Consider the following 14682-nt stretch of genomic DNA (forward strand, 5'->3'; position numbering starts at 1 on the left):
TACGACAGCGGCTTCGTGGCAATCCTTGAATTCAGGTCTCCGCCGCTATCCCAGCACGCCCTCGTTCCGCAGCGCCTGGAACTCCGCCTCGGACAACCCCAGATCCTCACGTAATACCGCTTCTGTGTGAGTGCCGGCCTCACCGCCGGGCCAACGGGTGCCGCCGGGGGTGCCGGCAAGGCGTGGCGTGAGGGCGGGGATACGCAGCGGTTTACCGTTGATTTCCACCTGTTGGAACAAGCCGCGTGCCTGGAAGTGCGGGTCCGCCATCATGTCGGCGGCGCTGTAAATCGGACCGCAAGGCACCCGGGCTTCCTCCAGCCGTGCCAGTACCCGGGGACTGTCCTGGCCGGCACACCAATCGCCAATAATGGCGTCCAGCTCCGCTTCGTGCTCCACCCGTCCCGGGTTGTGAGCCAGGCGCGGATCATCGGCCAGATCTTCACGGCCCATGGCCTGCATCAGCCGTTTGAAGATGGAATCGCCATTGCCGCCGATAATGACGTACTTGCCATCGCCACAGCGGTAGGTATTGGTGGGGACAATGCCGGTGACGGTGGAGCCGGACGGTTCGCGGACCAGGCCGGCGCCATCGAATTCCGGGATCACCGCTTCCAGCAGATTGAACACCGACTCGTACAGGGCCACATCCACCACCTGGCCTTGTTGGCTGCCGTGCCGTTCCAGCAAGGCCAGGGCGATGCCAAGGGCCGCGTGCAGGCCGGCGATGGTGTCGCCCAGGGACAGATTGGGCCGCACCGGGCGTTCGCCGGGAAAGCCGTTGACGTAGCGCAGCCCGCCGACCCCTTCGCACACTGAAGCGTAGCCGGGCTTGTCGGCGTAGGGCCCGTCCTGGCCATAGCCGGAAATTCGCGCGTACACCAGGCCGGGATTGCTTTGCTGGAAACGCTCCGGGCCCAGCCCCCAGGATTCCAGGGTGCCGGGGCGGAAATTCTCGATCAGCACATCGGCGCGGTCGATCAGCTGCCCGGCCAGTTGGCGGCCGCGGTCGGTCTTCAGATCCAGAGTGACCGAGCGCTTGTTGCGGCCCAGGCTGCGCCACCAGAACGAGGTGCCGGTGTCATCCAGGGATCGCCAGCGACGGATCGGGTCGCCGCCGGGAGGCTCCACCTTGATCACGTCAGCGCCAAAATAGGCGAGCAGCGTGCCGGCAAAAGGGCCGGCCAGCAATTGGCCCAGTTCCACCACGCGGATACCGGCCAGGGGCAGGGAACGTTCGCTCATCGGGTCTTCCTTCGTTATCTGAGCGCATTGTGCCCGACGGAACGGGCACAGGCGAACCCCGTGCTACAATCGCGCTTCGCCAACAACAGGAGTCCCCATGACCCCGGAACGCTATCGCCGGTTGCTGGATACATTGGATCGCCGCCAGCCGGATCTCACCGTGATCATGGAAGGGGTGCACAAACCCCATAATATCGCCGCCGTGGTGCGCACCTGCGACGCCGTCGGCATTCTCGACGTGCACGCCGTGCTGCCGGAAAATCGCGCCAAAGTAGCGGCGGGCATCGCCATGGGGTCGCAGCGCTGGATCAATCTGCACAAGCATAACGACGGGGTGGCCGCCATCGAACAGGTGCGCGCCCAGGGCATGCAGGTGCTGGCCGCCCACTTTTCCGATACCGCGCTGCCATACCGCGAAGTGGATTTCACCAAGCCCACGGCGTTATTGCTGGGCACCGAGCGCTTCGGTGTCAGCGAAGCCGCCGGCGCCGCCGTGGACGGCCATGTGATCGTGCCGATGATGGGCATGGTGGCGTCGTTCAATGTCAGCGTGGCGGCGGCGATTATCCTGTCCGAAGCCTGCGAACAGCGGCGCGCGGCAGGATTCTACGATCGCCCCCGGCTGGATCCGGAAACCTACCGGCATACGTTGTTCCGCTGGGCGCATCCAAAACTGGCGGGCTATTGTGATCGCTATGGCCTGCCTTATCCGGAATTGAATGACAGCGGCGAAGTGCGTCATGCCACGCGATTCAACGCGGAACTGGCCGCCGCCAAGGCGCGGCGGGAAGCGGTGTCGTGAGCGTATCGGCGCCACTGGCGCTGCAGGCCCGCCTCAATGCCCTGCTGCCGGAAATCCAACTGTGTGCCACGCCGCTGCCGCTGGTACCGGAGCTGTCCTTATGGCTGCTGGACCGGCTGCTGGCGGACCAGCGTCTGGAACAGGAGGTGGCCAATGCCTTGATGGAAGCGCCGCCATACTGGTCGTTATGTTGGGCCTCGGGGCAGGTGTTGGCACGTCACCTGCTGACCCACCCGGAGTGGGTGAAGGGCCGCTGTGTGGTGGACGTGGGGCCCGGCTCCGGTGTGGTGGCGGTGGCCGCCGCCCGGGCCGGTGCCCGTCGGGTCATTGCCTGCGACCTGGACCCGGACGCGCTGGCCGCCAGCGAAGCCAACGCCGCCCTCAACGGGGTCAGTGTGGAATTGAGCGGCGACCTGGAGGCCTGTCTGGCTGTGGCCGATCGCGTTACCGCCGCCGATATTCTCTACGACCGGGATAACCTGCCCCTGCTGGACCGCTTTCGCCAGGCCGGCGCGCCGGTGTTGCTGGCGGATTCCCGTATCGCCGGACTGAATCCTCCGGGGTATCGTCTGCTGGGACATTGGCATGCGACCACCTGGCCGGATCTGGGGGAAGCCAATGAGTTCAACCAGGTACGGCTGTTTTTATCGGACCCCCATTTGTTGGAACCCTGAAGGCCGGGCGAGGGTCGAAGGTTCACGATCCGCTAACCTGGCTGTCGTGTTGATGGCCAGTTCAAGCCCGATTAAGTTAGTGCCCAGGTACAGGAGGATGTGGCCTTGTACGCACCATTGAGATCCTATTATTCCTTTATTTGCGCGCTTTGCGTTGCTCTGTTGTTGGCCGCCGCCGTACCGGCTCGGGCGGCGTTGCCCGTGGCGCAGGGGGAATCGTTGCCGACGCTTGCGCCGATGTTGGAAAAAACCGCGCCGGCGGTGGTGAACATCGCCATCGAGACGCGGGTGCGGACCGCCCGCAATCCGTTGCTGGAGGATCCGTTCTTCCGTCGCTTTTTCAATATTCCCGAACAGCAGCAGCCTTCCACCCGGCGTGCCATCAGCGCCGGCTCCGGCGTTATTGTCGACGCCAAGCAAGGCTACGTGCTGACCAACGCCCATGTGGCCAAGAACGCGGATAAAATCGAAGTGACTCTCACCGATGGCCGCGAACTGAGCGCGGAACTGGTGGGGCTGGACGAGGAAGTGGATCTGGCGGTGCTCAAGCTGGACAAGACCGATGATCTGACCCAGATCCGGATCGGCGACTCCACCGGGTTGCGGGTGGGGGATTATGTTCTGGCCATCGGCAACCCATTTGGTTTGGGCCAGACCGTGACCTCCGGCATCGTCTCCGCGCTGGGCAGGACCGGCCTGGGCATTGAAGGCTACGAGAACTTCATTCAAACCGACGCCTCCATCAACCCCGGCAATTCCGGCGGTGCGCTGGTCAACCTGCGTGGCGAACTGGTCGGTATTAACACGGCAATCCTGGCGCCTTCCGGAGGGAACGTCGGTATCGGTTTCGCCATTCCCACGGAGATGGCGGTGAATGTGATGGAGCAGTTGATCGAGCATGGCGAGGTACGACGTGGCGTGCTGGGCGTGACGATCCAGGATCTGACACCGGAGCTGGCGGACGCCTTCCAGGTGAAACAACGGCAGCGTGGCGTGGTGGTCACCAATGTGGTGGAAGACAGCGCCGCGGATAAAGCCGGTCTCAAGGCCGGTGACGTGGTGGTGGAAGTGGATGGCCAGGCGGTGACCCGGGCGGCGGATTTGCGTAACAAGGTCGGGTTGTCGCCGGTGGGCGAAAAAGTGCGGCTCAACATTATTCGCGATGGTCGTAAGCGCGAAGTCGTGGCGGTCATTACCGAGTCCGATCAACGCCAGTCCGGTGGCGACGCCATCTCCAAGTTCCTGCAAGGCGCCAGTCTGCGCGATCTGCGTAAAGGTGAGCTGCGGCACGCTGACAGTGGCGTACTGGTGGAAGCGGTGGAACGTAATTCCCCGGCCTGGCGTGCCGGCTTGCGTGGCGGCGATGTGATTATCAATGCCAATCGTCAGAATGTGGCCAACATGAAGGAACTGGAGTCGGCGGTGCCCGATGCCGATGCCGCCCTGTTGTTGCGTGTCAATCGTGACGGCGGTGTGTTCTTCGTGGTGGTGCGCTGATCCAGGTAAATCCTGACACGGGCGTATAAGGCTGTCCCACAATGGTGGGACAGCCGGGCCCGGTCTTCGCTAACGGGCCGGAAACGCAGTCCAGCGATCCAGCCAGGTGGCACTGGCGCCGGGCCGCACCGCGCCAAGGTAGTTGGCCGCTTCGTCCCAGAATTCGCCTTGAGGTACTGGTACCGCGCCGCGCGCCGCTGGTGAGCGCAGAGCCGGCGTGGCATTGGGATGATACGGATTGATCGCATCCTGATTGAAGCGCGGGTCCTCATCGAAACGGACGCTGCTCAATCCCCGGAAAAAGGCGTCTTCGTCGAAGCCGTTGTCGTCGTCCGCGTCTTCTTGCTCCGCTTCGAAATAACTCAGGCCGCGCGGGCCAATGCCATGCATCAGCACGCCTTGAAAATCCAGCGTGCCGGTATCCAGGTTCGCCACCGTGGCACCATCGCGCAGATCGATGGCTTCGCCGGAAAAGCCGCTGATTAACAGATTGTGGAAATGGCCTCCGGTGCCTTCGCGCAGGGTCATGGCACGATGATGGCGGGTGCTGCTGCGCGGTGACACCAGAGTGATGTTGTACATGATCGGTTCGGAGCGGGGGCGTGCCTGGTGATGAGCGCCGTTGTTGTCCGCTTCGAAGGCGTTGTCGCCGGTATCCTCGTGCTGTTGTATCAGCAGGAACTGCACTCTGCCGCGCCAGCCTAGATCCCAATCAAGCCCGTCGTCGCCGGCACCGGTAATAACGATGTGACGTAGATCGACGTTGCCGCCAAACACTTCCACGCCATCGTCCAGGGACCGGTGCACCTGCACATGGCGGACGATGGTGCCGCTGCCACAACCGCCCAGGGTGAGTCCGTTCAGTTCATTGTTGGCATAAACCTCGAAGCCGGCGAACTCGATCCGGGCGTACTCCAGTACGCCGCAACTGCCTTGCGGGTTCTGCCCGCCATAGGCGCCGAGCGGATCGCCGGCATCAATGCCTTCGATTTGAGCGTCGGGTTCGTTGACCGGAGCGTCCCCCAGCAAGACCAGCCCGCCCCAATCGCCGGCGGCTCTTTTCCCTTCAGGCTGGCTGCTGGTGAAAACGATGGGGGCATCCTCGCGGCCGGCGGCGTGGAGACGGGCGCCGCGAGTGACGACCAGCGCCGAGTCGGCGCGGCCGAGAATGCGGGCGCCCGGCTCGATGGTCAGGCGCACGCCGGGCATTACGTACACCACGTCCCCCAGTACCCAATCACGGTCGGCGCTCCAGGTCTGGTCCTGGTCGATCACCCCGGTTACTACCTGGTCGCCTTGCAGGTAGGGCAGAGCCAGCCACCAGAATAGCAGCAGGCACAGCGACAAGGTGCCAATGACCAGAGGCCATGCCAGCCGCCGGTAAGCGAAACGGGAAGAACCCGTGGAGGCCGCTTGGGGACGGGCGCTATTGGCCGCGTCGGCGTGGTCAAGGCGCGCCAGTTCTTCTCCCAGATGACGGATATGGCTGTGCGGGCTGTGACATGCCCGTTCGATAATTTCCGCCCGGTAGCGGGCGTCGTTCAGCAAGGTGTTGAAATGAATGAAGCCAAGACCTGTATCCCCGGCACGGTCGTAGTTTTGCTTTAACTGCCAAAGCAATTCCACCAGACGCGCGCGAGCCGGCGTGTCGTCGCCCATGGTAGCCCCCCAGATGTTTGTGTTTAACAACCCAAAGGTGCCAGTGTGGAAGTGAAAAATGACAGTCGTGCTAAGGGGGGAGGTCTCCATCGGGGCCACGGGTCTGGACAGACCCGCTTCGAGGGAACCGTCGCGCTTCGGGCTTCAGCAATGTTGATCGCTGGCACAGAATGGGCTACGAAGCCGCTGTGGGAGCTTGCCTGCAAGCGAGTCGGGCCCACTTCCTCTACTTCGCTTGCAGACAAGCTCCCATAGCGGCGTTCCCGCAAAGGCGTAACACGGCCCCGCTGTCCCTAACGGGGGGCAACTCTTTTTGTCACGCCACGCCGAGGATATCGTCGGCGGCCTTTTCGGCGATCATCACCGTTGGGGCATTGGTGTTGCCGCCGATCAGTGTTGGCATGATGGAGGCATCCACCACCCGCAGATTTTCCAGGCCGTGCACGCGCAGTTGCGGATCCACCACCGCCATGTCATCGACGCCCATCTTGCAAGTGCCCACCGGGTGGTAAATGTTGTCGCATTTCTCGCGCAGGAAAGCGCGGATCTGATCGTCGGACTGCACCTGGCTGCCGGGAAAGATCTCATTGCCGCGCCAGGGGCCGAGGGCTTGCTGGGCCATGATCCCGCGCATCGCCTTGACCCCGCGTACCATGCCTTCCATGTCGTCCTCATGCTCCAGGAAACGTGGATCGATCAGCGCCGGTGAGCGCGGGTTGGCGTCGCGCAGCCGGATGTCGCCGCGGCTCTTGGGGCGCAGGATGCAGACGTGGCCTGAATAACCGTGCCCGATACTGAACGTCCAGTTCAGGCCGTGGTTGTCCAGTTTGGCGGCGGTCAGGTGCAATTGCAGGTCGGGGATCGGCTCTTCCGGCCGTGATTTGATGAAGCCGCCGGCTTCGGCCACGTTGGAGGTCAACTGACCGGTGCGACGATAGAAAAAGTCCCAGACGCCACGCAGGCCGGAAGTGGGCAGTTCCCAGGGCGACAGTGTCAGGGTGTCGCGTTTCAGGTTCTGGTGCACCACCAGCACGTCCGGATGGTCCTGCAGGTTCTCGCCGACGCCGGGCAGGTCGTGGACCACGTCGATGCCATGCTGCTCCAGTTCCTGGCGCGGACCGACGCCGGACAATTTCAGCAACTGTGGGGAATTGATGGTGCCGCCGCAGAGAATCACCTGGCCGGCGGACAGCGTTTGCACCTGCCCTTGATGCTCCACGTCCACGCCGGTGGCGGTGCGGCCGTCAAAGCGCACCCGGTGCACCAGGGCGCCGGTCATCACGGTCAGATTTTCGCGCTCCAGGGCGGGGTGCAGATAGGCCCGCGCGACGCCGCAGCGTTCACCGTCCTTTTGCGTCACCTTGTAGAAGCCGACCCCTTCCTGGGTGGCGTTGTTGAAATCATCACTGGCCGGATAACCGGCTTCCTGAGCCGCGCTGACGAACGCCTCGCTGACCGGGTGCCGGAAACGCAGATCGGCCACGTTGAGACGGCCGTGGGTGCCATGGAAATCATCTTCGCCGGCTTCGTAATGTTCGGAGCGCTTGAACACGGGCAGGACATCCTGGTAACCCCAGCCGGGGTTACCCAGGGACTCCCAGTGATCGTAATCCCAGGGGTGGCCACGGGTGTAACACATGGCGTTGACCGCGGAGGAGCCGCCCAGGGTTTTACCACGGGGAATGTAGATCTGACGGTTATTGAGCGCCTTTTGTGGCACGGTGTAGTAACGCCAGTTACGGCTGTTGGAGCGCATCAGCAGGATGATACCGGCGGGAATGCGAATGAAGAGGCTGTTGTCCGGTGGCCCGGCTTCCAACAGGCACACCCGGTTGTTGGGGTTCTCTGACAGCCGGTTGGCCAATACACAGCCGGCGGAACCCCCGCCGACAATCACGTAATCGTATTGCATGCCGCTCGCCCTTGGTTGTTATCGGCTCTCTGACCGGTCCGCTGCCCCCGGCAGTGAACCGTGGGGGCGTCCTGTGTCACTATCCTCGCATACTAGTCCCGCCACGCTTCGGTGTTATTGGCCGAATCCGGACACCGCCAGGCCGGCAAAGTCAGCGACAGCGCGCTTGCGGGGGAGCGGAGCGCTGTTTATGATCAATACAACTTTTATCAACAGTACAACTTTTGCGCAGCTTGCCGCGAGGCGCTGTTTTCTGCTTAGCCGGTTCGGGTCGGTTAAGCAGAGATCAGGGTAGAGGAAGTTCGTCGCAAAGATCCCCTTCACGGGGACGGGCCCACATTCCCGCCGACGCTTTTTTCATTCCCTGTCGCAGAATCGTCACGATAACAGGCTTTCATGGTCCCGCCACAGCGGGAGAAGTTCGTCGAGCAGGCGAGGGTGCCTATGAGTGAGCGCATTCTGCGATTGGATAAGGCCGGCACGCCGGTGGAATGGTTGGACTGGCAGGCCGCGGCCACCCTGTACGCGCGGGGTCTGGTGACCTGGACTCTGGGCGATGTGATTTATCGCCTGCGCGGCGGATTCTGCCGTGTCACCGGCGATCGCTCCCGTTTGTCCCTGCATTCCATTATTGCTTGCGATGGGCTGGCCAGCCCGCGCCGCCGTACCCGTCCGCCGTTGACCAATCGCGCGCTGTTTCGCCGTGACCAGCATGTTTGTCTTTATTGCGGCAAGCCGTTCCCGGAATCCCAACTGACCCGCGATCATATTCGCCCCACATCCCGTGGTGGCCGCGACCACTGGCTCAATGTGGTGGCCGCCTGCCGCCGCTGCAATCAGCACAAGGGCAATCGCCTGCCGGAGGAAATCGGCATGGAGTTGCTGGCACTGCCTTATGTGCCGAATATGGCCGAGTATCTGGCGCTGATTAACAGCCATCGTATTCGTGGTGACCAGATGGCGTTTCTGCGCAATCAGTTCGGTAAGAACAGCCGGTTGTTGTGAGAGTTTCCGCTGTCCGGACCACCAAGCCCCGTGCTCCCCTGTTCTCGACGCAAAAAAAACGGCGCCCATGGGGCGCCGTGAATCGTTTGGCTCGGGAGAGCTATCACGGAGTACAACTCCGATGTCAACAGATGGGACCTCGTTGACGGCTTTGAGTATGGCGCCACTGAAATGCAAAAACATTTGCTTTATCGCCCGGGATTTCGGCTTGAGTGGTCAATTCTTGTGCACAGACGACAGCATGGGGTCGGGTTTGGAAGTGTGCTAATTTAGCCTGATTACACCATCCAATAAGGTAGGCAAGGAATGCAAAGCTCCGCTCTACGCCTGATTGGCGTGTCTCTGCTGCTGTTGGGTTTATGGGCATGTGACACCTCCGACGAATCGGCGTCGTCCGCCAGGGATAAAAGCGAACAGGCCGGGTCCGCGGTGGCCGCCGACAGTGAGCCCGATCCCCGTTGGCGTACTCATCTGGACAGCTGGCCGCGGGGAGAAACGGGCTCCCGCTCCCCACTGGTATTCCGTTTCACCCATCCGGTGGTGGAGCAGAGCGCGCTCAACGAACCACAGAAAAGCGTGGTGAAACTGCGCCCGGAGCGGCCTTTCACGGCGGTGTTCACCGCCCGTGACCGGCTTGAGATACGGCCTCTGGAACCCTTGCGCAGTGATCAAAATTTCACTGTCACTCTGTTTCCTCAGGGCCTTTCCGGAGTCGATGACAGTCTGCCTCCGCTGGAAACCAGGCTGACCGTATTGCGCCAGCAACTGACCATCCGGGTCGAGGCATTGGCGCCGGCGGAAGGGAGCGACACCATGATCCTGAAAGGGCGGATTGATACCCTGGATCTGGTGGATAACCAGGCGCTGGAATCGGTGCTCTCCGCCAAACAGAGTGAGACGTCGCTGCCGATCGTGTGGGAACACCCGTCCGCTGGTTTGACCCACCGCTTCCAGGTTACCGGCATCCGCCGTGATGTCGGCGAGGAGGTCCGCCTGGCCTGGGATGGTGAGCCCGTGGGCGAGTCGGGGGCGGGCGAGCGGAGTTATTCGGTACCTCGGCCCGGCCAGTTCGCCGTTACCTCGGTCCGCTCGGAGAGCTTCCCCGACCGTCATGTGGTGGTGCAATTTTCTGAGGCCCTGCAGGCGGGACAGGACTTCCTGGGAATGGTGGCGCTGGGTGGCAAGAGCGCCCGGGTGCAGGTCGACGGCTCCCGGTTGCTGGTCTATCCAAGCGACGAGGTGGACGAGAAGGCGGTGTTGCAGATCGCTCCGGGCGTGGTCAGTGCCTCCCGCCATACGCTGGAGAAGATGTACCGGCAATCTCTGGTATTGAGTATGGCCAAGCCCGCTGTGCGGTTTGTTGGCGAAGGGGCCATTCTGCCACGGGGCGAAGTGCTCAGCGTGCCGTTCGAGGCCGCTGCCGCCGGTGCTATCCAGGTACAGGCGTTCGAGGTGTTCGAGAACAACATCACCTCCTATTTGCAATCCCGTGATCTGGAGAACCAGCATCCGGATACCCGCTCCGGCCGTTATCTCTGGCAGAAAACCCTGGAGTTGCCGCCATCCGAGGAGCGGGGATGGCAACGGTACCGGCTCGATCTGACCGAGCTGATGGCCAAACACCCCAATGGTTTGGTCCTGCTTACCCTCAAGGTGGACCCGCGCAGCATTCATTACCAATGCGGCGATGGCGGGCCGCGGCGTGAGAACACGCTACCAGACAACTACGAAGGACCGGGCCAGGACGATGAAGTGAGCCGTTATTATCACGATGCCGGCTACCTGCGCTGGGACGAGCGTGATAATCCCTGCAGCGACAGTTATTACGCCTACAACAACCAGGCGGAAAGCTCCCGCTCTTTCATTGCTTCCAACCTCGGTTTGCTGGCCAAGCAGGGGGAGGACGACCGGATGCTGGTGGTCACCACCGCCCTGGATACCAACACGCCCCTGGCGGGAACCCAGGTTACCGCCTACAACTACCAGCACCAGTCCCTGGGCAGTGCCAGCAGTGGCGATAACGGCATTGCGGAGTTGAAATTATCCGGCACGCCTTTCTATCTGGTGGCGAAAAACGGCAAGGAAAAAGGCTATCTCAAGGTGGCCCGCAACCGGGCGCTGCCTTCCAACCAGTTCGACACCGGCGGCGAGCGGGTTCTCGATGGCCTGAAAGGGTTCTTTTACGGTGAGCGGGATGTCTGGCGGCCCGGTGATGATATTCATCTGACCTTTGTACTGGATGACCCGCAACAACGCATGCCGGCGGATCACCCGGTCACGGTGGACTGGTTTGATCCGCGCGGTAACAAGGTCGCCAGTTATACCAACGACGAGCCGGTGAACGGGTTCTACACCTTTACCCTGAAGACCGGGGAAAGCGCCCCCACCGGCAACTGGCGGGCGGTGGCACGTCTGGGTGAGCGGGACTTCGATACCCGGCTACGGGTGGAAGCGATCAAACCCAACCGGCTGCGTATTGAGCTGACCGCCCCCGAGCAGGTCTTCGCCGGTCAGAGCACACCATTGGCGCTGCACGGACAATGGCTCAATGGTGCCCGCGCCAGTGCCCTCAAGGCCGATGTGAAGGTGCGCCTGCTCAACGGCGCCGACCCCTTCCCGGGGTATGCCGGCTACACCTTCAAGGATCCGTCCCGCACCCTGCAGGCGGAGCCGTTCACCGCTTTCGAGGGGCGCCTGGACGACGCCGGCGACGCCACCGTGAATCTGGCGGTGCCGGCGGTCACGCCGCCGGGCATGGCGGCGGCGCTGGTGACCACGCGGATTTTCGAGAATGGCGGCGACTACAGCACCCAGGTACAGCGATTGCCGGTGGCGCCGTATCGGCATTGGGTAGGACTGCGGGTTCCGGAAGGTGATGGCTGGGGCGGTGCTCTCGGACGCGACCAGAACCATAATCTGGATCTGCTCACCCTGGACCAGGACGGGCAGCCGGAATCCCGTTCCGTCACCCTGAGCGTCTATCGTATCGACTGGCGCTGGTGGTGGGATCGGGGCGCCAATGATCTCGCCAATTTCATCAGTAACCCGCATACCCGCAAGGTGAAGGCCACCCAGCTCACCACCAACGACAAGGGGCGGGTGCAATGGCGATTGAACGGTCCGGATTACGATTGGGGCCGCTACCTGGTGCGCGTCTGTGATGACAAAGGCGGGCATTGCGCGGCACGGACCGTATACCTGGGTTGGAGCGGCCAGCGCGGCGGTGGCGGTGACGCCGCCTCCCGGTTGGCGTTGTCCACCGACAAGGAACAGTACCAGGTCGGGGAGATGGCCAGGGTAAAGGTGCCGGTGTCCGGCTCCGGACGCTTGCTGGTCAGCCTGGAAAGCGGCTCGCGGGTCTTGCGCCACTACTGGGTCAAACCCGGTGACAAGGAGAACTTCACCCTGGAGATTCCGGTGACCGCGGACATGGCGCCCAACGTTTACGTGCACGCCACTCTGCTGCAAGCGCACAAGGACCGCGACAATGACCGTCCGATTCGCCTCTATGGCATCGTGCCGTTATTGGTGGAAGACCCGGACACGCGCTTGGAGCCGGATATAGAAGCCCCGGAGGAAGTGCGTCCGGAAAGCGAACTGACGGTGACGGTGTCCGAGAAGCAGGGCAGGGCGATGACCTATACCCTGGCGGTGGTGGACGAAGGCCTGCTGGGTCTGACCAATTTCCAAACGCCGAACCCCCATCAAACCTTCTTCCGCCGGGAAGCGCTGGGCGTGCTCACCTGGGATCTGTTCGATCAGGTGGTGGGCGCCTACGGCGGGGAGCTGGAGCGGATGCTGGCGGTGGGCGGCTCGGAGGGGCTGATGGATGGCTCCGAAGCCCAGCGCCGCCGGTTCCCGCCGGTGGTGTATTTCGCCGGACCATTCGAACTGAAGGCCAAGTCTGAGCAGGAACACAAGGTTCAGTTGCCGGCCTACATGGGCGAGGTCCGGGTGATGGTGGTGGCGGGACATCGCGACGGCCAGCAGCGTGCCTACGGCAAGGCGGACACCCCGGTCACCGTGACCCAGCCGTTAACACTGCTGTCGACGTTGCCGCGGGTGCTGGGGCCGGGAGAGTCCCTGCAGGTGCCGGTGAATGTCTTCGCCACTGAGGACACCATTACCGATGTGGATTTGAACCTGGAGGCGGAACCGCCGTTGAAGGTCACCCGGGACACCGCCCGGCTGACCTTCGAGGAGCCTGGAGACAAGATCGCCACGCTGTCACTGGAGGCCGGTGACCAGGTGGGGATCGCCCGGGTCACGGTGTCGGCCAAAGCGGGTAAGGAGCAGGCCGGGGAGACGGTGAATCTGCCGATCCGCACCGCCAACCCGCCCACCAGCCGGGAGCAGCTCAAGGTGCTGGAACCTGGAGACAGCTGGGCGCTGGATTGGACTCCCCATGGTCTGCCGGGCACCAACCAAAGCGCCTTGACGGTCAGCAGTCTGCCGGCCATGGGACTGGAGCGGCGGCTGGAATACCTGATCCGCTATCCCCACGGCTGCGTCGAGCAAACCACCTCCACGGTGTTGCCGCAGCTGTACCTGCACCAATTGGTTGGGCTCAGTGACGCCCAGAAACAGGAAGTGCAGAACAACATCGCCGGCGCCATTGACCGGCTGCGCCGCTTCCAACTGAACGACGGCGCCTTCAGCTACTGGCCCGGCAGTGGCCAGGCCAGCGACTGGGGCACCTCCTACGCCGGTCACTTCCTGGTGGAAGCACGCCGCCTTGGCTACGCGGTACCGGCGCAGATGATCGACGGCTGGCGGAACTATCAGCGGCGGCTGGCCAGCGACCCCGGTCAGTACGCCTGGCAGTGGGCGAGCCAGGCTTACCGGCTTTATACCCTGGCGCTGGCCGGGGAGCCGGAAGTCGGTGCCATGAACCGTCTGCGCGGCGCGCTGGCGGTGAGCGACAGCCGCAACCAGCATGGCCGTTATACCGCCCGCTGGTTGCTGGCCGCCGCCTATCAGCAAATGGGACTGACCGATGTGGCCGGTGAATTGATCGCCATTGATGGCGAGGTGGGCGACTACGATGAGCCCGGCCCCACCTTCGGCTCCGCGTTGCGTGACCGCGCCATCAGCATGATGGTGCTGGAAGCCCGCGGCGATCAGGCGCGGGCCTGGGACGAAGCCCGGGTGGTGGCCGATGATCTGGCCTCCGATCGCTGGTTCTCCACCCAGAGTCTGGCCTGGTCGCTGATGGCCATGGCACGCTTCGCCGGCGATGAAAGCGCCGGGGACGGCTATGATCTGGCCTGGCGGCAGGGCGAGGGCGATTGGCGGGAAACCCACGCCACCAGCCCGGTGTTCCAGCAGCCGCTGGAGATCCAAGATGACGGCGAGTCCATCGTGGTCCGCAACGACAGCGATCGTCGTTTGTTCGCCACCATGACCACCGTCGGCACGCCGGCTCCGGGTCAGGAAAAAGCGGTGTCCGAGGGACTCGACCTGTCGGTGACGTTCCTGTCGATGGACGGCTCGCCGCTGGATCCCGCGCGGCTGACCCAGGGCACGGATTTCCGCGCCCGGGTGAAGGTGACCAATCGCACCAACCGCCGTCTGGAAAATCTGGCGCTGACACAAATCGTGCCCTCCGGCTGGCAGATCGCCTCGCGTTTGTCGTCCACTGGCGTGGACGATGCCAAGGACGAAAAGGAAACCCCATTGGATTACCAGGACGTGCGTGACGACCGGGTGCTGAGCTATTTCTCCCTGAAACCCGGCGCCACGCGTACCGTGAATGTGGAGCTGAACGCTTCGTTCGCCGGCCGTTTCTATCTGCCCGGCTGGCAGGTGGAAGCCATGTATCAGGGCTTTATTCAGTCCCGTAAGCGTGGCCAATGGGTGGAAGTGGTGGCGGAATAGCCCTCACCGGC

Annotated in this window: 8 protein-coding genes; 5 read left to right on the forward strand and 3 right to left on the reverse strand. The window is 63.1% G+C overall.

The features are described from left to right. Nucleotides 1-45: 45 nt before the first annotated feature. A complete protein-coding gene (locus tag RYH70_RS06695) occupies nucleotides 46-1245 on the reverse strand; it encodes a CaiB/BaiF CoA transferase family protein (protein WP_026949019.1) in 1200 nt (399 codons plus the stop codon). Between the two features lie 97 nt (nucleotides 1246-1342). On the opposite strand from RYH70_RS06695, the gene trmH reads away from it, so the two are divergent. From trmH to RYH70_RS06710, 3 genes are all read left to right on the forward strand, one after another. After that, complete coding sequence (gene trmH / locus RYH70_RS06700; protein WP_317009965.1) at nucleotides 1343-2047, forward strand: tRNA (guanosine(18)-2'-O)-methyltransferase TrmH; 705 nt, start codon at nucleotides 1343-1345, stop codon at nucleotides 2045-2047. Next, nucleotides 2044-2721: a 50S ribosomal protein L11 methyltransferase gene (locus tag RYH70_RS06705; protein WP_233917052.1), complete on the forward strand. Its 678-nt coding sequence runs from the start codon at nucleotides 2044-2046 to the stop codon at nucleotides 2719-2721. Before trmH ends, RYH70_RS06705 begins: the two co-directional genes overlap by 4 nt. Nucleotides 2722-2820: 99 nt before the next feature. Further along, the gene (locus RYH70_RS06710) at nucleotides 2821-4218 is read left to right on the forward strand and encodes a DegQ family serine endoprotease (protein ID WP_051414290.1); all 1398 of its coding nucleotides are present in this window, start codon (nucleotides 2821-2823) and stop codon (nucleotides 4216-4218) included. Between the two features lie 69 nt (nucleotides 4219-4287). Here the strand turns inward: RYH70_RS06710 and RYH70_RS06715 are convergent, their stop codons facing one another. After that, nucleotides 4288-5877, reverse strand: a complete 1590-nt coding sequence (locus RYH70_RS06715; RefSeq protein ID WP_233917053.1) for a hypothetical protein — start codon at nucleotides 5875-5877, stop codon at nucleotides 4288-4290. 316 nt (nucleotides 5878-6193) lie between these two features. After that, nucleotides 6194-7789, reverse strand: coding sequence for a GMC family oxidoreductase (locus RYH70_RS06720; protein WP_022995517.1), 1596 nt, complete (start codon nucleotides 7787-7789; stop codon nucleotides 6194-6196). Nucleotides 7790-8233: 444 nt separating this feature from the next. On the opposite strand from RYH70_RS06720, the gene RYH70_RS06725 reads away from it, so the two are divergent. Further along, on the forward strand, nucleotides 8234-8794 hold the full coding sequence (locus tag RYH70_RS06725; RefSeq protein ID WP_022995518.1) for an HNH endonuclease: 561 nt from the start codon (nucleotides 8234-8236) through the stop codon (nucleotides 8792-8794). A 306-nt stretch (nucleotides 8795-9100) separates the two neighbouring features. Beyond that, a complete protein-coding gene (locus RYH70_RS06730; RefSeq protein ID WP_317009966.1) occupies nucleotides 9101-14671 on the forward strand; it encodes an alpha-2-macroglobulin family protein in 5571 nt (1856 codons plus the stop codon). The last annotated feature ends 11 nt before the right edge of the window (nucleotides 14672-14682 follow it).

Origin of the sequence: Alloalcanivorax xenomutans (genome assembly GCF_032810065.1) — a bacterium.
GTDB lineage: Bacteria > Pseudomonadota > Gammaproteobacteria > Pseudomonadales > Alcanivoracaceae > Alloalcanivorax > Alloalcanivorax xenomutans.